The sequence below is a fragment of the Sphingomonas sp. CD22 genome, assembly GCF_034556155.1.
In the GTDB taxonomy this organism is placed as follows: domain Bacteria; phylum Pseudomonadota; class Alphaproteobacteria; order Sphingomonadales; family Sphingomonadaceae; genus Sphingomonas.
Map to the genome: position 1 here is coordinate 196,445 of NZ_JAYDYX010000007.1, position 21,002 is coordinate 217,446.

The window sequence follows — 21,002 nt, forward strand, 5'->3', positions numbered from 1 at the left end:
AAGTGCTTCGATGTAGATCATATTCACCTGATGCGCTCTCCCATCGGGAGAGGGAGAGACGCCGAAGGCGATGATGGGTGAGGACGGCAGCGCGCTACCGCCGCCCCTCCAGCCCTTCCCCCACATCCGCCTGCGCGAGATAGCGCGGCGTCACCCGCGCCTGCGCGCGCTGTTCATAGGCATAGCCCGCGCCCAGCACCGTCGCCTCGCCGCCCTTGGTGGCGATGAACGACAGCCCGACCGGCAGCCCCTTGGCGAGCCCCATCGGCACGGTGAGATTGGGATAGCCCGCGATCGCCGGCAGCTCCGACGACGACGGCCCGCCATATTGGTCGCCGTGCACCGGGTCGCTCAGCCACGCCTGCGCATAGGTCGGCTCGACCAGCAGCCGCGCGCCGGCGCGGCGCAGCATGCCGTCGATCGCCTCGCTCGCCTGGCGCAGCGAGGTCGCCCGCGCCGTCTTGTAGGCGGGATCGCCGAGCCCCTTGGTCTGCGCCGCCGCCTCGAACGTCTCCTGCTGGAAGAACGGCATCTCCTCGGCGGCATGCGCGCGGTTGAAGGCGATGAGCTGGTCGAGCGTCCGCGCGGTCACCGCCGGCGGGGTGGTCGCCAGATAGGCGTCGAGATCGGCCTTCAGCTCGGTCTTGAGCACGGTGAACTCGGCGTCGCCGATCCCGTCGAGCTTGGGCGGATCGACCGGCACCAGCACCGCCCCCGCCGCCCTCAGCACCGCGAGCGCGGCATCGAACGTCGCCGTCACCTCGACCGACAGGCCCTCCGGCCGCACCACGGCGACGCGCACGCCCGACAGCGCGCTCACCGACAGCCCCGCGGCATAGTCGCGGCGCACCGCCCCCGCGGTCGCGGGATCGGCGGGATCGGCGGCGACCATCGCCGACAGCAGGATCGCCGCGTCGCGCACGCTGCGCGCCATCGGCCCCGGCGTGTCCTGCGAATGGCTGATCGGCACGACATGCGTGCGGCTGACCAGCCCGATCGACGGCTTCAGCCCGACCAGCCCGTTGATCGACGACGGACAGACCACCGACCCGTCGGTCTCCGTCCCCACCGCCGCCGCGGCGAAGCTCGCCGCCACCGCCGCGCCCGATCCCGACGACGATCCGCATGCGGTGCGGTCGAGCGCATAGGGATTGCGCACCAGCCCACCGACCGCGCTCCACCCGCTCATCGCATGGCTTGACCGGATATTGGCCCATTCGCTCAGGTTGGTCTTGCCGAGGATCACCGCGCCCGCCGCGCGCAGCGCCGCCACCACCGGTGCGTCGCGCCGCGTGACATTGTCCTTGAGCGCGAGGCTGCCCGCGGTCGTCGCCATCGGATCGGCGGTTTCGATATTGTCCTTGATCAGCACCGGCACGCCGTGCAGCGGGCCGCGGATGCGCCCCGCCCTACGCTCGGCGTCGAGCACCTTGGCCTGCGCCAGCGCGTCGGGATTGACCGCGATCACGCTGCGCAGCGTCGGCCCCTTGCGATCCATCGCGGCGATCCGGTCGAGATAGGCGCGCGTCACCTCGACGCTCGACGCCTTGCCCGCGGTCATCAGCGCCTGGACCTGTTCGAGCGACGCCTCCTCGACCCGCGGCGTCCTGGCCGCGGCGGGCAGCGTCGTTGCGGACAGTCCGGTTGCGGCGAGCAGAACCGCTGAAAAGAGCCGATACATGGAACCCCCTGTGCTTTTCGAGCGATGCTAGGGCCGTAGCGGCGGCGCGCAAGCACTCCGCAACGCCGACTATCCACCGTTTCACCCCACGCCTCCGCCATATTGATCGGGATCAGGACGATGACAGCGCGCATAGCAAGATCGGCCGCCGCGATCCTGGTGCTGCTGATCGTCGTCGTCGGCCTCGCGGTGACGATCGTGCCGCGCTTCCTCGACCGCCTGTATTACGAAGGCCCGGCGAGCGATCATTACGACGGCGCGCGCTTCTACAATCCGGACGGCGACCAGGACACGCAGCGCCTGCCCGGCGGCGGCAGCCGCGCCGGTTTCCTGTGGCGCCAGTTGACCGGTCGCGACGGACGCCCGCCATGGCCGGCGCAGGTGCCCGTCGCCCCGTCGCGACCCGCCGCCCGCGTGATGGGCGAGCGGATGGTGGTGACGTGGATCGGCCATGCCACCGTCTTGATCCAGACGCAGGGCCTCAACATCCTCACCGACCCGATCTACGCCGACCATGCCGGTCCGCTCGGCTTCGGGCCGCGGCGCGTCGCCGCCCCCGGCGTGCGGTTCGAGGATCTGCCCAGGATCGACCTCGTCCTCGTCAGCCACGATCATTACGACCATCTCGATCAGGCGGCGCTGCGCCGGCTGTGGCAGCGCGACCGGCCGGGGATCGTCACCAGCCTCGGCAACGACAGCGTCATCGGGCAGGTCGGCGCCAAGGCGCTGGCGCTCGACTGGGGCGGCAGCGCGACGCTGACCGCGGCGGGGCTGCGCGACACCAGCCGCGACATCCGCTGCGATCCCGACAGCTGGTGCCCCGGCGACCGCGCGCAGGTGTTCGTCACCCGCAACCATCATTGGGGCAGCCGCTGGTTCACCGATCGCAACCGCGCGCTCTGGTCGAGCTTCGTCGTCCGCCTGCCGAGCGGCGGCAACATCTTCTTCGCCGGCGACACCGGCTTCGGCGACGGCCTGTGGCCCGCCGAGGCCGCGGCCTACGGCCCGGTCCGTTTCGCGATGATCCCGATCGGCGCCTTCCGCTTCCAGCCCGGCGAGATGCGCTCGGGCAGCCACGTCGGCCCCGCCGAGACGGCGCTGATCCACCAGCGGCTCGGCGCGGCGCGCTCGCTGCCGATCCATTGGGGCACGTTCCGATTGTCGTACGAAGGCTATGACACGCCGCCGAAACTGCTCGCCGCGGCGATGCGCTGCACCGGCGGCAGCGGCTTCGCGGCGGAGCGGCTCGGCGTGCCGTTCGAGGTGGCGCCCTATGCGAAGCCGGTGACGGGCAAGCCGATGACTCCGCCCGAGATGATGCGCTGCCTCGATACGCCGGAGGTGAAGGCGTTGCCGTAAAAGCCCCTTGAGAGGAAATCGCCCCCTCATTCGTCATCCCGGCGAAAGCCGGGACCCATGGACGCGGGACATTCGAGGGGTCCGCACCCTCTCGGATCGCACCGAAACCATGGGTCCCGGCTTTCGCCGGGATGACGAGGATTGGGGCGTCCCGCCGACGCCCCACCCCTCAATCCACGAACGCGCGCTCGATCACATACGTCCCGGCCTTGGCGTTCGAGCCTTCCTCGAACCCCAGCCCGTCGAGCATCGCCGCGGTCTCGCGGATCATCGCCATCGATCCGCACAGCATGATCCGGTCGGTCTCGGGGTCGAGCCGCTTCGCCCCCTGCACCGGATCGCCGAACAGCGCCGCGCTCTCGATCAGGTCGCCGATCCGGCCGGTGGTGCGGAACGGCTCGCGCGTCACCGTCGGGATATAATGGAATTGCGTCGCCGCTTCGTCCGACACCAGCGGGTCCTCGGCCAGCCGCGCGTGCAGCTCGTCGTGATAGGCGAGGTCGCTGACCTGCCGCACCGAATGGACCAGGATCACCTGATCGAACATGCTGTATACGTCGGGATCGCGCGCCAGGCTGAGGAACGGCGCCAGCCCGGTGCCGGTCGAGAAGAAGAACAGGCGCTTGCCGCCGACCAGCGCGTCGGTGACCAGGGTACCGGTCGGCTTCTTGCCCATATATACCTCGTCGCCCGGCTCGATCAGCTGGAGCTTGGACGTCAGCGGCCCGTCTTCGACCTTGATCGAGAGGAATTCGATCTCCTCGGCATAATGCGGGCTGGCGATCGAATATGCGCGCATGATCGGCTTCGCATTCTCACCGTCGCCGGGCAGGCCGATCATCACGAACTCGCCCGAGCGGAAGCGGAAGCTCGCCGGCCGCTCGACCGCGAAGCTGAACAGCCGGTCGTTCCAGTGGCGCACCCACAATACCTTGACGTTCACGAACGCCTTGGTTTCGGGCAGGGTCTTGGGGGAACGGAGATCGGTCATGCGCGACGGGCTTCGGGTTGTTTGCGAAGGGATCGCATTATGAACCCTGCGCCGCCGGGTCAACCAAAGCAAAGCTTGTGACGCCCCTGCGCGGTCATTGCCGAGCTTGCGCCACTACCCCATATCCGTTCCCGATATGGCCATCCAGATCCGCACCAGCCTCGCCGAACCCGAAACCGGCGAGACTTTCGTCCCGCATCGTCCCGCCCGGCCCGACAAGGTCGAGGGCGGCAAGCGGTTCACGCTGGTCAGCGAATACAGCCCGAGCGGCGACCAGCCGACCGCGATCGCCGAACTGACCTCGACGGCCCGCGCCGGCGAGAAGGATCAGGTGCTGCTCGGCGTCACCGGCTCGGGCAAGACCTTCACCATGGCCAAGGTGATCGAAGAATTGCAGCGCCCGGCGCTGATCCTCGCCCCCAACAAGATCCTCGCGGCGCAGCTCTACGGCGAGTTCAAGAGCTTCTTCCCCGACAATGCCGTCGAATATTTCGTCAGTTACTACGATTACTACCAGCCCGAGGCCTATGTCGCGCGCTCGGACACTTATATCGAGAAGGAATCGTCGACCAACGAGTCGATCGACCGGATGCGCCATTCGGCGACGCGGTCGCTGCTCGAACGCGACGATTGCATCATCGTCGCCTCGGTGTCGTGCCTGTACGGTATCGGTTCGGTCGAAACCTATTCGGCGATGATCTTCGACCTCAAGAAGGGCGCCTCCGTCGACCAGCGCGAGATCGTCCGCAAGCTCGTCGCGCTCCAGTACAAGCGCAACGACGCCGGCTTCGCGCGCGGCAATTTCCGCGTGAAGGGCGACACGCTGGAAATCTTCCCGTCGCATTACGAAGACAGCGCGTGGCGGATCAGCTTCTTCGGCAACGACATCGAAGACATCATCGAATTCGACCCGCTGACCGGCAAGAAGGTCGCCAGCCTCAACAGCGTGCGCGTCTACGCCAACAGCCATTACGTCACGCCCGGCCCGACGCTCAAACAGGCGGGCGACGCTATCAAGCACGAACTCGCCGAACGGCTCAAGGAACTGGTCGCCGAGGGCAAATTGCTCGAGGCGCAACGGCTGGAGCAGCGCACCAATTTCGACCTCGAGATGATCGCCGCCACCGGCTCGTGCGCGGGCATCGAGAATTACAGCCGCTTCCTCACCGGCCGCCTGCCCGGCGAGCCGCCGCCCACCCTGTTCGAATATCTCCCCGAGAATGCGCTGCTGTTCGTCGACGAGAGCCACCAGACGGTGCCGCAGATCGGCGCGATGGCGCGCGGCGATCACCGTCGCAAGATCACGCTCGCCGAATATGGCTTCCGCCTGCCGTCGTGCATCGACAACCGGCCGTTGCGCTTCAACGAATGGGACGCGATGCGCCCGCAAACGGTCAGCGTCTCGGCGACGCCGGGCAATTGGGAGATGGAGCAGACCGGCGGCGTCTTTGCCGAACAGGTCATCCGCCCCACCGGCCTCATCGATCCGCCCGTCGAGATCAAGCCGGTCGAGGAACAGGTCCAGGACCTGATCCACGAATGCCACAAGACCACCGCCGCCGGCTATCGCACGCTGGTGACGACGCTGACCAAGCGCATGTCCGAGGATCTGACCGAATATATGCACGAGGCGGGGATCAAGGTCCGCTACATGCATAGCGACGTCGAGACGCTGGAGCGTATCGAGCTGATCCGCGATCTGCGCCTCGGCGTCTACGACGTGCTGATCGGCATCAACCTTCTGCGCGAGGGATTGGACATTCCCGAATGCGGGCTGGTCGCGATCCTCGACGCCGACAAGGAAGGCTTCTTGCGCTCGGAAACGTCGCTGATCCAGACGATCGGCCGCGCCGCGCGCAACGTCGACGGCCGCGTCATCCTCTACGCCGACCGCATCACCGGCTCGATGGAGCGGGCGATGAACGAGACCGCGCGCCGCCGCGAGAAGCAGGAGGAATATAACCGCGAACACGGCATCACGCCGACGACTATCCGCCGCAACATCGGCGACATCATCGCGCACGTGAGCCAGGGCGATCAGGTCACCGTGCCCATCGACGAGGACCGGCCGCACATGGTCGGCCACAATCTGCGCGCCTATATCGAGGATCTCGAAAAGCGGATGCGCAAGGCGGCGAGCGACCTCGAATTCGAGGAGGCCGGCCGCCTGCGCGACGAGATCCGCCAGCTGGAGAACGAGGAGCTCGGCCTGCCCGCCGCCGAACACAAGGCGCCGGTGATGGGCCGCTCGAACGAAGGCAAGCCGGGGACGCGCAAGACCCGCTACGGCAAGGCGCAGGCGATGCGGATGGGCGGCAAGCGCGGCGGCCGGTGATCGGCGTCGATCAGCCGTAATAGAGGTGTGGGAAGTGGCTACGGATCGGGTGAAAGGATGGCCCCATGATCCGCAGCTTCGCCGACGTCGAAACGCATGGCATATTTCGCGGCAACCGCGTCCGGCGGCTGCCGCCCACCATCCATGACCCGGCCCGGCGAAAACTCCGGCAGCTGGAGGCGGCGGATCGCTTGGACGATATGCGGCAACCGCCCGGCAATCGACTCGAACAGTTGAAAGGCCATGCGCCTCCCCGATATAGTGTCCGCATCAACGATCAGTGGCGGCTCACCTTCCGCTGGTCAGACGGAGGCGCGGACGATGTCCGGATCGAGGATTACCATCGCGGATGAGGACCGGCTGGACAACGTCCATCCGGGCGACATCCTGCGCGAGGACTTTTTGATCGGATCGGCGATCCCGCTCGATGAGGTATCCGCAAGAACCGGAATCGATCGAGCGTTATTGGAAGCGATTGTTGGCGGCCAGCGCGCCGTCGATGCGTCGATCGATGCGCGACTGACACGATATTTCGGGATGTCGCACGGGTTCTTCCTGCGTCTGCAGAACAGCTACGACCTGGAGGAAGTCGAGCGCAGCGAAGGCGATGCGCTCGATCTGATCGTTCCCCGCGCCGCTTGACCGCCCGCGCGGCTTAGCCGGTCGTCAAATTCGCCGCGCTCACCCCGTAATAGCTCGCGACGCGGTCGGCATAGGCCTGGTCGAACACCGGCGCGTTGTTGGACCAGCTCGGCCCGCCCTCGAGCAGGCGGCGGTCGATCGTCACCACGTAGAGATCGCGCACCGGATCGAACTGCAGCAGCTCGAACGGCAGCGGATAGAAGCTCTTGCCCATGCCGAGGAAGCCGCCGAGGCTGAGCACCGCATGCGTCGACCGGCCCGTCCCCTTGTGCACCATCAGCGCATAGACCGAACCGACCTGATCGCCGTCGCGGCTCTCCACCTTCAGCGTGTGGGCGACGTTCGCCTGGACGAGCAATTGGGTAGCGGTGGTGGACTGGCCGTCGGTCGACATCGGATGCTCCTGGTTGTTGACGGGTGAACCGCCCGTTGCCCGCGCCGGTTCCACGCGCGCGCCGCTTGAGGCATCGCCGCCCTTCCCGCATAAGCCGCCGGATGCGCATCCTTTCCGCCACCGCCCTGCTGCTCGCCGCCAGCGCCTGCGTGCCCCAGCCGGTGGCGCCGCCCGCCCCCGCACCCAAGCCGGTGGTCGCGCTGCCCGCGCCGCCGGTCACCGCCGTGCCGCGCGGCGCCGACTGGCGCGACTGGCCGCTGACCCCGGGCGACTGGAGCTGGCAGCGCGACGCGCGCGGCAGCATCGCGCGCTTCGCCCCCGCCGGCGGCCCCGCGCGCCTCGCGCTGCGCTGCGACCGCGACCGGCGTCAGATCATCCTGTCGGTCGACGGCAGCACCGCGACCACGCTCACCGTGCGCACCACCAGCATCGCGCGCGCGCTTCCGGTGCAGCCGAACGGCGGCAATCCGCCGTCGTTCGCCGCGACGCTGGCGGCCAACGACGGTCTGCTCGATGCGATGGGGTTCAGCCGCGGCCGGTTCGTGATCGAGCGGCCGGGCGCGCCGACGCTGGTCGTGCCGGCCTGGGCGGAGATCGAGCGGGTGACCGAGGACTGCCGCGGCTGACGCGGCGGCGAGGGTGCGAATCGTCGCGTAAAATCCCCTGCATTACAAGACTTGTTTCCGCCGCGGAGCATGTGCACATTGCGGGTGTGGCCGGGTCCGGTCACATGGCTATCAACAAGCGAAAGGAGGTGATCCGATGTCTCATGGTTCAGCAGTGAGTTCGGTTCGGTTCGTTCGGGGGACCGGCTTCTAACGTCCGTTTGAATCGTGTCGGGGGGTATCCTCCCCCAATCAACGGCATGACGAGGATGAAAGAGGTCCCATGGTTTCCCGGGCTGGAGCTCTCCGGCCGCTGACCATGTTTGGAGGGTGTCGGGCTGCCGGGAGGCGCACGGCACCCTCTTCTCACATCTGGGGCAGGGCGACCGCCCCGACGCGCCGCGATCGCACTTCCGCTTTGACTCGCTGGCATCCGACGATAGGTTCTTTCCGGACATATGATCGGGAGGGACGTCATGGCGCCTGGGGTTCGTATCGGAGTCATCGCGCTCGCCGTCGCGCTGATCGCGCTGATCGGCTGGCGCATCGGCGGCCGCGATCGCGCTACCCCCTCCCAGCAGGACACGGCGCCCGTCCGCGTGATGCCCGCTCGTCCTACGCCGCCGTCCGCGCCGATCGCCCCATCAGCCCAGCCCACACCGCAGCCGACCGACGCCGCGTCGTCGTCACCGCCGCAGGACGATGAAATCGCCGCCAACCTGCCGCCGCTAGACAGCGACCCGAGGCAAATGCACGCGCGGTTCCGGGCCGAAGCCCGCGACGCGGCCTGGGCCGGACGCCGGGAGACCGAATTGCACCGCGCATTCGCCGATATCCCGAACATCGGCGGCAGCGATCCGCTCAACGTCCGCTGCGCCGCGACGATCTGCGAGGCGTCCGGCACCTATCCGCCCGACCTGCCGCTCGACGCGGCACGCGGGGTGATGAACGGACTGCAGAGCCGAACTTTATCGGACCGCGCCGATGCTGCGGGCCTCATCCAAACGTCTTCCTCGTTCAGCTCGGTGCACGGCCGGCCCAGCTTCCTGATCTTCTTCCGCCGGCGATGACGCCCTCGCCAAGGCGTCCCCGCCGGCGCTGCACATCCTGCATCAGGCCGTTCGCGCGCCGAACGAACGCTTGATCGCCCGCCATCCTATAACGGGATCATGGCTGCAACGATCATCCGCCCCTATGCCGCGCCGGATAGGGATAGGATCCCGGCGCTGATCCTGCCGATCCAGCAGGTCGAGTTCGGCATCCCCGTCACCGCGCAGGATCAGCCCGACCTGCTGACGATCGACGATTATTATCAGACCGGCGCCGGCGGCTTCTGGGTGGCGGAGCGCGACGACGAGATCGTCGGCACGATCGGCCTCAAGGACATCGCGAGGCGGAACGGCGCGTTGCGCAAGATGTTCGTCGCCGCGCATGCCCGCGGCCGCGAGCATCGCGTCGCGGTGGGGCTGCTCGAGGCGCTGGTGCAGCATGCCCGGCTGGCCGGGATGCAGAACATCTATCTCGGCACCGCACGGGAATTCCTCGCCGCGCACCGTTTCTACAAGAAGAGCGGCTTTCGCGAGATCTCGCGGATGGGCCTGCCGGTGAATTTCCCGGTGATGATGGTGGACCGCAAATTCTTCCACCTCGCGGTCCCCCAGACGGCGACGACCGCCGGAGCCGGCGGCCGCGGCCGGGTCAGAGGAACGCCTTCGCCCGGTTGAGCACCAGGTTGCACACCTGGTTCTTCACCTGCCCGCGCAGCCCGTCGAGCGACAGCGCCTGCCCGCCCGGCGCCTGCACCTGCCCCGCCTGTCCAGCGGCATAACCCGGCTGGCTCTGCACGTCCTTCTGCCCGGTCAGCCGCCCGAGCACGCCCGCCGCGCCCGACGTCCCGCCACCGGTGCCGAGCAGCCGGTTCTTGACGCAATAGCCGAGCAGCCCGGCGGCATTGCCCGCGCCGATCGAGCCGATCCGCGGCAGCGCCCCGGCCGCGCCGCCGCCGCCGAGCAATCCGCCCATCTGACCGAGCAGCCCACCGCCACGCTCCGCCGTCGCGGGGGCGGGATCGGCGGTCTGCGCGCTCGCCAGCGTCGGCGCGAGGATCAGCGCGGCGGCAAGGATCGTCTTCATGGCAGGGCTCCCATCGTCATGATGGCGAACCAACCACCCGCCGCGCGCACCGTTCCGCCGGTACCCGCGGGGATGGCTCGCCCCGTCCCGCTCACGCCCCCTCCACTTACGCCACCTCCACTTATGCCGGCGTCAGCAGCCCCTCGCGCGCGATCTTCTCGCGCCACACCAACGGCGCGAGCTGGTGGACGTTCTGCCCTTCGCTGTCGACCGCGACGGTGACCGGGAAGTCGCTGACCTCGAATTCGTAGATCGCCTCCATGCCGAGGTCCTCGAAGCCGACCACCTTAGACCCCTTGATCGCGCGCGCGACGAGATACGCCGCGCCGCCGACCGCCATCAGATACGCGCTCTTCGCATCGCGGATCGCCTCGGTCGCCGCCGGGCCGCGCTCGGCCTTGCCGACCATCGCGAGCAGCCCCTGGTCGAGCATCATGCGGGTGAATTTGTCCATCCGCGTCGCCGTCGTCGGCCCCGCGGGTCCCACGACCTCCGCGCCGACCGGATCGACCGGCCCGACGTAATAGATCACGCGCCCGCGGAAATCGACCGGCAGCGGCTCGCCCCCCCCTTGTTCCTTGGCAGCCAGCATGTCGGCGATGCGCTTGTGCGCGGCATCGCGCCCGGTCAGCATCTTGCCGTTCAGGAGCAGCCGGTCGCCATGCTTCCACTGCGCCACCACCTCGGGCGTCAGCGTGTCGAGGTCGACGCGGATCGCGGCGCTGTCCGGCTGCCAGTCGACCTGCGGCCAGTCGGCGAGGTTCGGCGCCTCCAGATAGGACGGCCCCGTCCCGTCGAGCGTGAAATGCGCGTGGCGCGTCGCGGCGCAATTGGGGATCATCGCGACCGGCTTGGACGCGGCATGCGTCGGCCAGTCGAGGATCTTGACGTCGAGGATCGTCGACAGCCCGCCCAGCCCCTGCGCGCCGATGCCGAGCGCATTGACCTTGTCGAACAATTCGATGCGCAGCGCTTCGAGATCGTTCTTCGGCCCGCGCGCCTTGAGCTGCCCCATGTCGATCGCGCCCATCAGCGATTCCTTGGCGAGCACCATCGCCTTTTCCGCGGTGCCGCCGATGCCGATGCCGAGCATCCCCGGCGGGCACCAGCCCGCACCCATCTGCGGCACCGTCTCGACCACCCAGTCGACGATGCTGTCGCTCGGGTTCATCATCTTGAACTTGGACTTGTTTTCCGACCCGCCGCCCTTCGCGGCGACGTCGACCGACACGCGCGACCCCGGCACCATCTCGACGTGGAGCACCGAGGGCGTGTTGTCGCGCGTGTTGCGCCGGGTGAACGCCGGATCGGCGAGGATCGAGGCGCGCAGCTTGTTCTCGGGGTGGAGGTACGCACGCCGTACGCCCTCGTCGATCACCTCCTGCAACGATTGGTCGCCGTCGAGCCGGCAATCCTGGCCCCATTTGACGAAGACGGTGACGATGCCGGTATCCTGGCAGATCGGCCGATGCCCCTCGGCGCACATCCGGCTGTTGGTGAGGATCTGCGCGATCGCATCCTTCGCCGCCGGGCTGCGCTCGGCCCGATAGGCGTCGCCGAGCGCGCGGATGTAATCCATCGGATGATAGTAACTGATGAACTGCAGCGCATCGGCGACGCTGTCGATCAGGTCGGTGGCGCGGATGGTCGTGATCACGGGGCGGGCTCCTTTGCGCCCGCCTTAAAGACCGGAGGGATGGCCGCCAAGGCACGTTTCGGACGGCGGACGGCACCGGCCAAGAGTCCTGCAAGACGCCTCGTGTACCCCGGCCTCCGCCGGGGTACAGGCTTGGGAGCACCGTGCCGGCTTTACAGCCGTCTCGCAAAGGCGGTGTGACGGCGTCGACGTGGCCATGCAAATGCGCGGTCATGCCTCTGACCCAAGGCGACGAAAGCCGGTACCGAGAGCACGGAAAACCCCAGCCATCGCAAAGCTTTCTCAACCATCACACGTTATTTCCCGCGCCATGTCGCTACCCTCCCCCACGCCCGATCAGCCCCCCGCCGTCCCGGTGCTGCGCCTGCTCGGCCTGGGCAGCGAGCAGAGCGATCACGAAGCGCAGATGCACGCCGGCCATCTCGCGCACGTCCGCACGATCTGGCCGTTCGCGCTCGCCGCGCAGGGAATCGCCAGCGCGGTGCTGCTGGGGGCCGCACTCGGCGATGTCGCGAGCAACGGCGCGCCGGTCGGCATCGTCGTCGCGATCGCGGCGCTGCTGCTGCCCTCGCTCGCCGTCTATGCGGTGCTCGCCGCGTCGCGACCGCGTGGCTGGCCGCCGCACGTCCGCACCCGCTGCCTCGTCGCGAGCGCCACCGTCACCGCCGCCGCCTTGCTCTGGTTGCTCTGGGCGTCGACGCGGCTGCCGATCAGCCCGGTCCAGCTCGGCTGCTTCGTCGGCCTCGCCGGCGCGATCGGCATGACCAGCATCGCCCTCCACCCGGTCCGCGCCGCGACGCTCGGCTTCGGTGCCGGGCTGGTGTTGATGCTGGCGCTGCTGTCCGACAGCGTGCTGCCGGCGCTGGTCGCGCTCGCCTTCCTCGTCTGCCTCGCGGTCGCCACCGCGCGGCTCGCCCGGCTCGACGGCCTCGCGGTGCAGCGCCGCGTCTCCGCCGCGCGCGAGGGCAGCCTCGCGGTCAAGATGATCGCCGAATTCGAAGGCCATGGCACCGGCTGGTTCTGGGAAGCCGACCGCCAGGGCCGTATTACCTATCTGTCCGCCAAGGTCGCCGCGGCGCTCGCCCCGCATTATCGCGAACCCATCGGCTGCCTGCTCACCGACGTGTTCCGGATGGACAGCGCCTCGCCGGGCACCGAGCGCACGCTCGCCTTCCACATCTCGTCGCGCACCTCGTTCGCGGATTACACCGTCTGCGCCACCGGCAGCGCCGACGGCGCCGAGCCCGATCGCTGGTGGTCGATCTCGGGCCGGCCGGTGATCGACGATCTCGGCCGCTTCCAGGGCTTCATCGGCTCGGGCAGCGACCTTACCGAAAAGCGCAAGTCGGATGCCGAGATCACCCGCCTCGCGCTGTTCGACGGCCTCACCGGCCTCGCCAACCGCCAGCGCATGCGCCAGAGCCTCGACAAGACGCTGCAACCGCAGGGCGGCGTGCTGCGCCCCGCCTCGCTGTTCCTGATGGACCTCGACCGGTTCAAGGCGGTCAACGACACGCTCGGCCACCAGGCCGGCGACGCGTTGCTCAAGCAGGTCGCGCAGCGGCTCGAACGCGGCGTCGGTGCGGTCGGGCTGGTCGGCCGGCTGGGCGGCGACGAATTCAAGGTGCTGCTGCCCGCGATCGACCATCGCGACACGCTGACGACGCTCGCCAGGGAGCTGATCGCCTCGCTGTCGCAGCCCTATTTCATCGCCGGCGCGACGGTGACGATCGGCTGTTCGATCGGCATCGCCATCGCCCCCCAGCACGGCGACAATGCCGAGGAGCTGGTCCGCAACGCCGATCTCGCGCTCTATGCCGCCAAGGCCGACGGCCGCGGCGTCCACCGCTTCTTCTCCGAGGAGATGCTGTCGGGCGCGAAGAGCCGCAAGGCGCTGGAGGACGACATGCGCACCGCGCTGGCGGAGGGCGGCTTCCACCTTCATTACCAGCCCGTGGTCTCGACCGCGACCGAGGCGATCACCGGCTACGAGGCGCTGCTGCGCTGGCAGCATCCGGTGCGCGGCCGCATCTCGCCCGCCGATTTCATTCCGGTGGCGGAGGAATGCGGGCTGATCGAGGCGCTGGGCGAATGGGTGCTGCGCACCGCCTGCGACGCCGCGGCGCGCTGGCCGCGCGCGGTGCGGGTCGCGGTCAACGTCTCGCCGATCCAGTTCGCCAATCCCGCCTTCCCGGCGATCGTCACCTCGGCGCTGGCGCGCAGCGGCCTGCCCGCCTCGCGGCTCGAGCTGGAGATCACCGAGGGCGTGTTCCTCGACGAATCCGGCGCCACCGATGCGATGTTCCGGTCGCTGAAGGCACTCGGCGTCCGCCTCGCGCTCGACGATTTCGGCACCGGCTATTCCAGCCTCGGCTATCTGCGCACCGCGCCGTTCGACAAGATCAAGATCGACCAGAGCTTCGTCCGCGGCGCCGCGCAGCCGGGCAACCGCAACGCGGCGATCATCCGCGCCATCGTCACGCTCGCCGACACGCTCGACATGGAGACGACCGCGGAGGGCGTCGAGATCCAGGACGAGATCGAACTCGTCCGCGCGCTGGGTTGCAGCCATATCCAGGGCTTCGTCTACGGCGCCGGCATCGCCGATGCGGATGTGGTGACGCAGCTCGGCGGCGCGGTGCAGGCCGCGCCGGTCGGCCACAAGGTCAGCCGCGCGCCGCGCACCAAGATGCTGCGCTCGGCGCGGCTCGCGGTCGGCCGCACGCAGGGCGACGTGCGCATCCGCAACATCTCGGCGAGCGGCGCGATGATCGACGGCGTCGCGATCGACGACGAGGCGGTCGGGCTCGACGTGCTGATCGAACTGGTCGAGAACCAGATGTTCGCCGCGCGCGTCGCCTGGGCGCAGGATGGCAAGGCGGGGCTGCATTTCGCCGAAAGCTTCAACCTCGATCGTCTCCAGCAACCCCAGCCCGGCCGCATCGCCCGCCGCGCGACATAGGTCCGTCACACCCACGACTCCCGCGATTCATGTCCGGAATCGGCCGACTAAAAATTTTCGTTCCCGCATCGTTCCCTTGCGCTTTCCGTAACCCGCGGAAGTCCGCGCGTCGTGCGGCATCGCCCGCCGCCGGGGCGCAGCGGCGGGGTGGAACCGGCCTCGCTCCGCCGCATTACCCTCTTGCCTGCCGCGCCGGTTTGCCACAACTTGTGGGGGTTGAGTTCGGGGGCGGACCCAATTGCTGGTAGAGAACACCGTCGAACCCCATATCGGGCATCGACACCGGGCAAGCCGCGGCATCGCGATGTGCTCATTTTGTTCTCTTCCTCGGGCCGCCTTGGTGGTACAAGAAAATGCGCCGCCGATTCGAACACTTAGAGAACGAAGGATCGGTTTCGATGGATTTCAGGGACACGCAGGGTGAAGCAATGACCAGCGACACGATCGAAGCGACGATGGGCGAAACCGGCACCACCACCGCCTCCCCCGCGACTGAGGCGGTCGGCACCGGCAGCAAGGCGGTCCGCGCGCGCCCCTATCCGGTCGAGGTCGACCATAGCCGCGACGCGCTCCTCACCGACTTCGGCAAGGAGACGCTCAACGACCGCTATCTGCTGCCGGGCGAAAGCTATCAGGACCTCTTCGTCCGCGTCGCCTCGGCCTATGCCGACGATGCCGCGCACGCGCAGCGCCTGTACGATTATATCTCGCGTCTGTGGTTCATGCCGGCGACGCCGGTGCTGTCCAACGGCGGCACCGGGCGCGGCCTGCCGATCAGTTGCTATCTCAACTCGGTCCCCGACAGCCTCAACGGCATCGTCGACACCTGGAACGAGAACGTCTGGCTCGCCAGCCGCGGCGGCGGCATCGGCACCTATTGGGGCAACGTGCGCGGCATCGGCGAGCCGGTCGGCCTCAACGGCAAGACCAGCGGCATCATCCCCTTCGTCCGCGTGATGGACAGCCTGACGCTCGCGATCTCGCAGGGTTCGCTGCGCCGCGGTTCGGCCGCCTGCTATCTCGACATCAGCCACCCGGAGATCGAGGAGTTCCTCGAGATCCGCAAGCCGAGCGGCGACTTCAACCGCAAGGCGCTCAACCTCCACCACGGCGTGCTCATCACCGACGCGTTCATGGAGGCGGTGCGCAACGGCGAGGAATGGCACCTGCGCAGCCCCAAGGATCAGACGATCCGCCAGACGGTCGACGCGCGCTCGCTGTTCCAGAAGCTGGTCGAGACCCGCCTGCAGACCGGCGAGCCCTATATCGTCTTCGCCGACCACGTGAATTCCAACATGCCCAAGCATCACCGCGAGCTGGGCCTCAAGGTGTCGACCTCGAACCTGTGCAGCGAGATCACGCTGCCGACCGGCGTCGACCATCTCGGCAACGACCGTACCGCGGTCTGCTGCCTGTCGAGCCTCAACCTCGAGACGTGGGACCAGTGGAAGGACGAGAAGGGCTTCATCGAGGACGTGATGCGCTTCCTCGACAACGTCCTGCAGGATTATATCGAGCGCCACGAGCCGGGCATGGAGCGCGCCGCCTATAGCGCGGGCCGCGAACGTTCGGTCGGGCTCGGCGTGATGGGCTTCCACTCCTTCCTCCAGGCGCGCGGCCTGCCGTTCGAGGGGGCGATGGCGAAGTCGTGGAACCTGAGGATGTTCAAGCACATCAAGGGTCAGGCCGACGAAGCCTCGATGCAGCTCGCGATCGAGCGCGGCCCCTGCCCCGACGCCGCCGACACCGGCGCGATGGAGCGGTTCAGCTGCAAGATGGCGATCGCGCCGACCGCGTCGATCAGCATCATCTGCGGCGGCACCAGCGCGTGCATCGAGCCGATCCCGGCCAACATCTACACGCACAAGACGCTGTCGGGCAGCTTCTCGGTCAAGAATCCCTATCTCGAAAAGCTGCTCATCGAGAAATCGAAGAACAGCGAGGCGGTGTGGAGTTCGATCCTCGAACACGGCGGGTCGGTCCAGCACCTCGACTTCCTGTCGACCGAGGAGAAGGATTGCTACAAGACCAGCTTCGAGATCGACCAGCGCTGGCTGCTCGAACTCGCCGGCGACCGCACGCCCTATATCGACCAGGCGCAGTCGCTGAACCTGTTCATCCCCGCCGACGTCGAGAAGTGGGACCTGCTGATGCTCCACTTCCGCGCCTGGGAATTGGGCATCAAGTCGCTCTATTACCTGCGCTCCAAGTCGGTGCAGCGCGCGGGCTTCGCAGGGTCGGGCGGCGTCGAGGCGGACAATACGATCGCCGCGCCCAAGTTCGAGATCGGCGAGACGACGGACTATGACGAATGTCTGGCGTGTCAGTGAGGTAGTGGGGCGGCGCTCGTCGGCTGGCGCGACCACAGGCGGGTATATCGCATGACGCTTCCCCCTCACCCTTCCGCGCCTGCGGCGCTCCCTCCCTCTCCCACAAGGGGAGAGGGAACGGAGTCTCGGGCTCCCTCTCCCCTTGTGGGAGAGGGAAGGGGCCCGCGGCCGCAGGCCGTGGGAAGGGTGAGGGGGAATGCGCAAGGTCTGACCAAACGCCAGCAACTCCCCGCCCTCACCGTCACCCGATCACGCAAGCTCCGCAAGGAGATGGGCGAACCGGAGTTGCGGTTATGGCAAGCCCTGCGCGAAGCCTTTTCGGACCTGCGCTTCCGCCGCCAGGTCCCCTTCGGCCCCTATCACGCTGATTTCACCGCTCATGCTGTGCGTCTGATTATCGAAGTCGACGGCGACGACCACGCCACCAAGATCAAGCGCGACGCCACCCGCACCCGCTTCCTCCAGACCGAAGGCTACCACGTGATCCGCTTCACCAATGCCGATGTGATGGAAGCCCGCGACGGCGTCGTGCAGACCATCGCGGCGATTCTCGCCGACAAGCAAAAGGGCCGCCCATGATGGACGGCCCCCTCACCCTCCCACGGCCTGCGGCCGCGGAGTTCCTCTCCCACCGGGGGAGAGGCGTCAGCGGATCACTCCGCCTCTTCGAACATGTCCACCGCATTGGCGGCGGTCGCGCTCAGCCGCACCGTATCGCCCTCGATCTCGGCGACGAGGCCGGCCGGCAGGTAATGATGCTTGCCGCCCTGCCCGTCCTGGGTGCTCGGCGAATCGTTCTTGGTGAGCTTGATGCGCTCGCCCTGGACGTGGTCGACGGTGCCGACATGGACGCCGTCGGCGCCGATGACCTTCATATGCTCTTTGATGTTGCTGTGATCGTGCATGACAATGCTCCTGCAAGGGGTTCGGCGGTCCAACGAGCCGATCCCGAATTGGATGCATCGCGCGCAAACGCCGGATACCCGCGCTGATGCCGCTGCAGAGCCTCATCATGTTCGCGGTCGCCGCGGTGTTCGGCCTCGGCGGCGCGTGGATGCTGTTCGAGCTGCGCCGCCCGCAGGGGCCGGCGCGCGTCTACGTCTACCGCATGGCCGGCATCATGGCCGTCAGCCTCGCCATCGTCCTCGCCTTTTCGGCGCATGCGATGTGGCAATGGAGCGGCCAGCCCTAACCTCTTTCGCAACACACCCTATTTCTACAGATCCCACGGAGTAGCCCCCATGTCCCTCCTTCACGCATCGAAGCAGTACAAGCCGTTCGAATACCCCTGGGCGTTCGAGTTCTGGAAGCGCCAGCAGCAGCTGCACTGGCTCCCCGAGGAGGTCCCGCTCGGCGAGGATTGCCGCGACTGGGCGCAGAAGCTGACCGATCACGAGCGCAATTTGCTCACCCAGATCTTCCGCTTCTTCACCCAGGCCGACGTCGAGGTGCAGGATTGCTACCACGAGAAATACGGCCGCGTGTTCAAGCCGACCGAGATCAAGATGATGCTGACCTCGTTCAGCAACATGGAGACGGTGCACATCGCCGCCTACAGCCATCTGCTCGACACGATCGGCATGCCCGAGAGCGAATATGGCGCCTTCCTCGAATATGCCGAGATGAAGGAGAAGCATGACTACATGCAGAACTTCGGCGTCGACAGCGACGAGGACATCGCGCGCACGCTCGCCATGTTCGGCGGCTTCACCGAGGGCGTGCAGCTCTTCGCCAGCTTCGCGATGCTGATGAACTTCCCGCGCTTCAACAAGATGAAGGGCATGGGCCAGATCGTCACCTGGTCGATCCGCGACGAGAGCCTGCATTGCGAGGGCATCATCAAGATGTTCCACACCTTCTGCCACGAGCGCCAGTGCCTGACCAAGGCGGTGAAGGACGATATCGCCGACGTCTGCCAGACGACGATCCGGCTCGAGGACAATTTCATCGACCTCGCGTTCGAGATGGGCCCGGTCAACGGCATGACGCCCAAGGAGATCAAGAAGTACATCCGCTACATCGCCGACTGGCGGATGGGGCAGCTCGGCCTCAAGCCGATCTACATGATCGACGAACACCCGCTGCCGTGGCTGGCGCCGATGCTGAACGGCGTCGAGCACGCCAATTTCTTCGAACAGCGCGCGACCGAATATTCGAAGGCCGCGACCAAGGGCCAGTGGAACGACGTCTGGGATTCGTTCGACAAGCGCCAGAAGGCGAAGATCGGGCGGCCGGCGAACGAGGATGCGGGCGAGGCCAGCGGGGATATGTTCTCGCAGGCTGGCGTGGCGGCGGAGTAACGAGGACATTCACCTTTATGGTTGAGCGGCAAATAATCACTCCTCACCCGTTGGACGACCGCGACGAGAATGAGTGCTACAAGACGATGATGGCGGAGCGCACCGTACTCATCGCCGCTCAACGAGATGCTCAAGACAACTTAATTAAAACTATAATTCAGCTTTCCTCGGCGTTAATTGCGTTGATGGCTGGATTCATTACACAATCAAAAATTGACCTATCCGCAGCATCAAAGATAATACTTTCTATATCGCTTTTATCGCTCAGCGTGGCAATTGTATGCGGATTATCAGAAAATTTCTTCTCATCCGTGGCTTATAACGAGCAGCAAAAAATGCTCGAAGATTATTATGGAAAGTACATAGATGCGTACACTGAGGCAAAATCAAATAAGGCTGTGAGGCGAGCCCAACTTGGGGCGTTTTTGTCTTTTGTCGTGGCACTACTATGCCTTGCCACCTTTGGCCTGCTACAAGCAAAAGGAAAAAGTGATGTCAAAAACACCGCCGCCACCGCCGCCACCGCCGCCGCCGCCACCGCCGCCGCCGCCGCCACCGCCGCCACCTCCGCCGCCGCCTCCACCCGGCAGGTTCAACGACGGAGGGCAGGCGAATAAGTCAGCAGCGCCGTCTATGCCCCCGCCTCCTCCAAAACGACGCTGACGACAAACGCTGCCAAACCACCCGATGGGTTGGCAGCGTTACAGCTAAAGGTTAGGTCCGCAATTGAATGCCCGTGATCTCGCTCTTCTTCGGCATCGTGATCCGGATGTATTTTGACGATCACCCGCCGCCCCATTTTCATGCGAGCTACCAAGGCTTCGAAGCGTTCGTCAGGATTGCGGACGGCGAGATCACCGAGGGCAGCCTGCCCCGCAAGGCTGCCCGTATCGTCCGCCAATGGGCACTCGACCATCAGGCTGAGCTTATGGCAAACTGGCAACGCGGCGTAGACCTTCAGCCGCTGGAGATGATCGCAGGAGCGGACCTTGATGATTAAGCTCATCGATATTGCCGTCACCGGCGCGGCAACCCTCTGGCTCGCTTTTTCAGACGATAGCGCAGCCAATTGGTCTGCCGAGGAATTGATCGCGCGCGATACGATAATGACGCGCCCGCTCGCTGATCCCAAGTTTTTCGCACGTGCTTTCATCGAAGCTGGCGCATTAGCTTGGCCGAACGGCTTCGAGCTATCCGCGACGAACCTGCACCGGCGTCTTGCGGCATCCGGGGCGCTCATCAGACCAGCGGCTTAACCCTCCAGCAATTCCAACCCCTTACCCTCCCCTGAATGCTCCCCTCCCCACGCATCTTCCGCAGCCGTTGGACGGCGCTGCTCTGGGCCGGGGGGATCATCTGGGCGGCGGTCGATTATGCCGGCTCGGCGCCGAGCGGCGCGGGCAACGACAGCAACGTCGTCGATGCGTCGGGCGAGACCGCCAACGCCGCCGATCTCGCCGCGGTCGCCAACCTCATCGCCGAGTGAGTCGCGGCAATCAGGCTACGCCGCCGCCGCATCGCCCCCGCCACGCGCCGTCCGGCGACGCCAACCCCCTGACACCGCACCGCTTCGTCAGCACCCTCACACCGCGCTGTCCTACACCCCCGCGCCT

Annotated in this window: 22 protein-coding genes; 16 read left to right on the plus strand and 6 right to left on the minus strand. The window is 66.9% G+C overall.

The features are described from left to right. Positions 1-94: 94 nt before the first annotated feature. Entirely contained in the window at positions 95-1,681 is a 1,587-nt protein-coding gene (locus SFC76_RS14970; protein ID WP_322850211.1) for an amidase, read from the minus strand. A gap of 120 nt (positions 1,682-1,801) precedes the next feature. Between SFC76_RS14970 and SFC76_RS14975 the strand changes: the two genes are divergently transcribed. Further along, entirely contained in the window at positions 1,802-3,040 is a 1,239-nt protein-coding gene (locus SFC76_RS14975; RefSeq protein ID WP_322850212.1) for an MBL fold metallo-hydrolase, read from the plus strand. Between the two features lie 169 nt (positions 3,041-3,209). On the opposite strand, the gene SFC76_RS14980 is transcribed toward SFC76_RS14975, so the two are convergent. After that, the gene (locus tag SFC76_RS14980) at positions 3,210-4,031 is read right to left on the minus strand and encodes a ferredoxin--NADP reductase (RefSeq protein ID WP_322850213.1); all 822 of its coding nucleotides are present in this window, start codon (positions 4,029-4,031) and stop codon (positions 3,210-3,212) included. Positions 4,032-4,167: 136 nt separating this feature from the next. Between SFC76_RS14980 and uvrB the strand changes: the two genes are divergently transcribed. From uvrB to SFC76_RS14995, 3 genes are all read left to right on the plus strand, one after another. Continuing rightward, complete coding sequence (uvrB, locus tag SFC76_RS14985) at positions 4,168-6,366, plus strand: excinuclease ABC subunit UvrB (RefSeq protein ID WP_322850214.1); 2,199 nt, start codon at positions 4,168-4,170, stop codon at positions 6,364-6,366. 65 nt (positions 6,367-6,431) lie between these two features. Then, positions 6,432-6,719, plus strand: a complete 288-nt coding sequence (locus SFC76_RS14990) for a type II toxin-antitoxin system RelE/ParE family toxin (protein WP_322850215.1) — start codon at positions 6,432-6,434, stop codon at positions 6,717-6,719. Next, complete coding sequence (locus tag SFC76_RS14995) at positions 6,688-7,008, plus strand: HigA family addiction module antitoxin (RefSeq protein WP_322850216.1); 321 nt, start codon at positions 6,688-6,690, stop codon at positions 7,006-7,008. Before SFC76_RS14990 ends, SFC76_RS14995 begins: the two co-directional genes overlap by 32 nt. Positions 7,009-7,021: 13 nt before the next feature. On the opposite strand, the gene SFC76_RS15000 is transcribed toward SFC76_RS14995, so the two are convergent. Continuing rightward, complete coding sequence (locus tag SFC76_RS15000) at positions 7,022-7,402, minus strand: PRC-barrel domain-containing protein (RefSeq protein ID WP_322850217.1); 381 nt, start codon at positions 7,400-7,402, stop codon at positions 7,022-7,024. A 101-nt stretch (positions 7,403-7,503) separates the two neighbouring features. Here SFC76_RS15000 and SFC76_RS15005 point away from each other — a divergent pair, with 101 nt between their 5' ends. From SFC76_RS15005 to SFC76_RS15015, 3 genes are all read left to right on the plus strand, one after another. Further along, a complete protein-coding gene (locus tag SFC76_RS15005) occupies positions 7,504-8,028 on the plus strand; it encodes a hypothetical protein (RefSeq protein WP_322850218.1) in 525 nt (174 codons plus the stop codon). Between the two features lie 455 nt (positions 8,029-8,483). Beyond that, on the plus strand, positions 8,484-9,077 hold the full coding sequence (locus tag SFC76_RS15010) for a hypothetical protein (RefSeq protein ID WP_322850219.1): 594 nt from the start codon (positions 8,484-8,486) through the stop codon (positions 9,075-9,077). 99 nt (positions 9,078-9,176) lie between these two features. Next, on the plus strand, positions 9,177-9,731 hold the full coding sequence (locus tag SFC76_RS15015; protein WP_322850220.1) for a GNAT family N-acetyltransferase: 555 nt from the start codon (positions 9,177-9,179) through the stop codon (positions 9,729-9,731). Here the strand turns inward: SFC76_RS15015 and SFC76_RS15020 are convergent. Both SFC76_RS15020 and SFC76_RS15025 read right to left on the minus strand, forming a co-directional pair. Then, positions 9,706-10,140 carry a DUF2501 domain-containing protein gene (locus SFC76_RS15020; RefSeq protein ID WP_322850221.1) on the minus strand — a complete coding sequence of 145 codons (435 nt, stop codon included), beginning with the start codon at positions 10,138-10,140 and terminating at the stop codon, positions 9,706-9,708. The genes SFC76_RS15015 and SFC76_RS15020 overlap by 26 nt on opposite strands. A 121-nt stretch (positions 10,141-10,261) precedes the next feature. Next, positions 10,262-11,797 (minus strand): fumarate hydratase, encoded by a 1,536-nt coding sequence (locus SFC76_RS15025; RefSeq protein WP_322850222.1) that lies wholly within the window; start codon positions 11,795-11,797, stop codon positions 10,262-10,264. 310 nt (positions 11,798-12,107) lie between these two features. Here SFC76_RS15025 and SFC76_RS15030 point away from each other — a divergent pair, with 310 nt between their 5' ends. The 3 genes from SFC76_RS15030 to SFC76_RS15040 all read left to right on the plus strand — a co-directional run bounded on the left by SFC76_RS15030 (position 12,108) and on the right by SFC76_RS15040 (position 17,668). Continuing rightward, positions 12,108-14,759, plus strand: coding sequence for an EAL domain-containing protein (locus tag SFC76_RS15030; protein ID WP_322850223.1), 2,652 nt, complete (start codon positions 12,108-12,110; stop codon positions 14,757-14,759). 398 nt (positions 14,760-15,157) lie between these two features. Next, a complete protein-coding gene (locus SFC76_RS15035; protein WP_322850224.1) occupies positions 15,158-17,089 on the plus strand; it encodes a ribonucleoside-diphosphate reductase subunit alpha in 1,932 nt (643 codons plus the stop codon). A gap of 186 nt (positions 17,090-17,275) precedes the next feature. Continuing rightward, entirely contained in the window at positions 17,276-17,668 is a 393-nt protein-coding gene (locus SFC76_RS15040; protein ID WP_322850225.1) for an endonuclease domain-containing protein, read from the plus strand. Between the two features lie 74 nt (positions 17,669-17,742). Here SFC76_RS15040 and SFC76_RS15045 read toward each other — a convergent pair whose 3' ends face one another. After that, positions 17,743-17,994, minus strand: a complete 252-nt coding sequence (locus tag SFC76_RS15045) for a DUF2171 domain-containing protein (RefSeq protein WP_322850226.1) — start codon at positions 17,992-17,994, stop codon at positions 17,743-17,745. Positions 17,995-18,080: 86 nt separating this feature from the next. On the opposite strand from SFC76_RS15045, the gene SFC76_RS15050 reads away from it, so the two are divergent. The 6 genes from SFC76_RS15050 (at position 18,081) to SFC76_RS15075 (ending at position 20,875) form a co-directional block, all read left to right on the plus strand. Then, positions 18,081-18,281 carry a hypothetical protein gene (locus SFC76_RS15050; protein WP_322850227.1) on the plus strand — a complete coding sequence of 67 codons (201 nt, stop codon included), beginning with the start codon at positions 18,081-18,083 and terminating at the stop codon, positions 18,279-18,281. A gap of 49 nt (positions 18,282-18,330) precedes the next feature. Then, on the plus strand, positions 18,331-19,389 hold the full coding sequence (locus SFC76_RS15055; RefSeq protein WP_322850228.1) for a ribonucleotide-diphosphate reductase subunit beta: 1,059 nt from the start codon (positions 18,331-18,333) through the stop codon (positions 19,387-19,389). 17 nt (positions 19,390-19,406) lie between these two features. Then, positions 19,407-20,006, plus strand: coding sequence for a hypothetical protein (locus SFC76_RS15060; RefSeq protein WP_322850229.1), 600 nt, complete (start codon positions 19,407-19,409; stop codon positions 20,004-20,006). Positions 20,007-20,125: 119 nt separating this feature from the next. Next, entirely contained in the window at positions 20,126-20,389 is a 264-nt protein-coding gene (locus tag SFC76_RS15065) for a DUF4160 domain-containing protein (protein WP_322850230.1), read from the plus strand. Continuing rightward, positions 20,382-20,645, plus strand: a complete 264-nt coding sequence (locus tag SFC76_RS15070) for a DUF2442 domain-containing protein (RefSeq protein WP_322850231.1) — start codon at positions 20,382-20,384, stop codon at positions 20,643-20,645. Before SFC76_RS15065 ends, SFC76_RS15070 begins: the two co-directional genes overlap by 8 nt. Before the next feature lie 35 nt (positions 20,646-20,680). Continuing rightward, on the plus strand, positions 20,681-20,875 hold the full coding sequence (locus SFC76_RS15075) for a hypothetical protein (protein WP_322850232.1): 195 nt from the start codon (positions 20,681-20,683) through the stop codon (positions 20,873-20,875). The last annotated feature ends 127 nt before the right edge of the window (positions 20,876-21,002 follow it).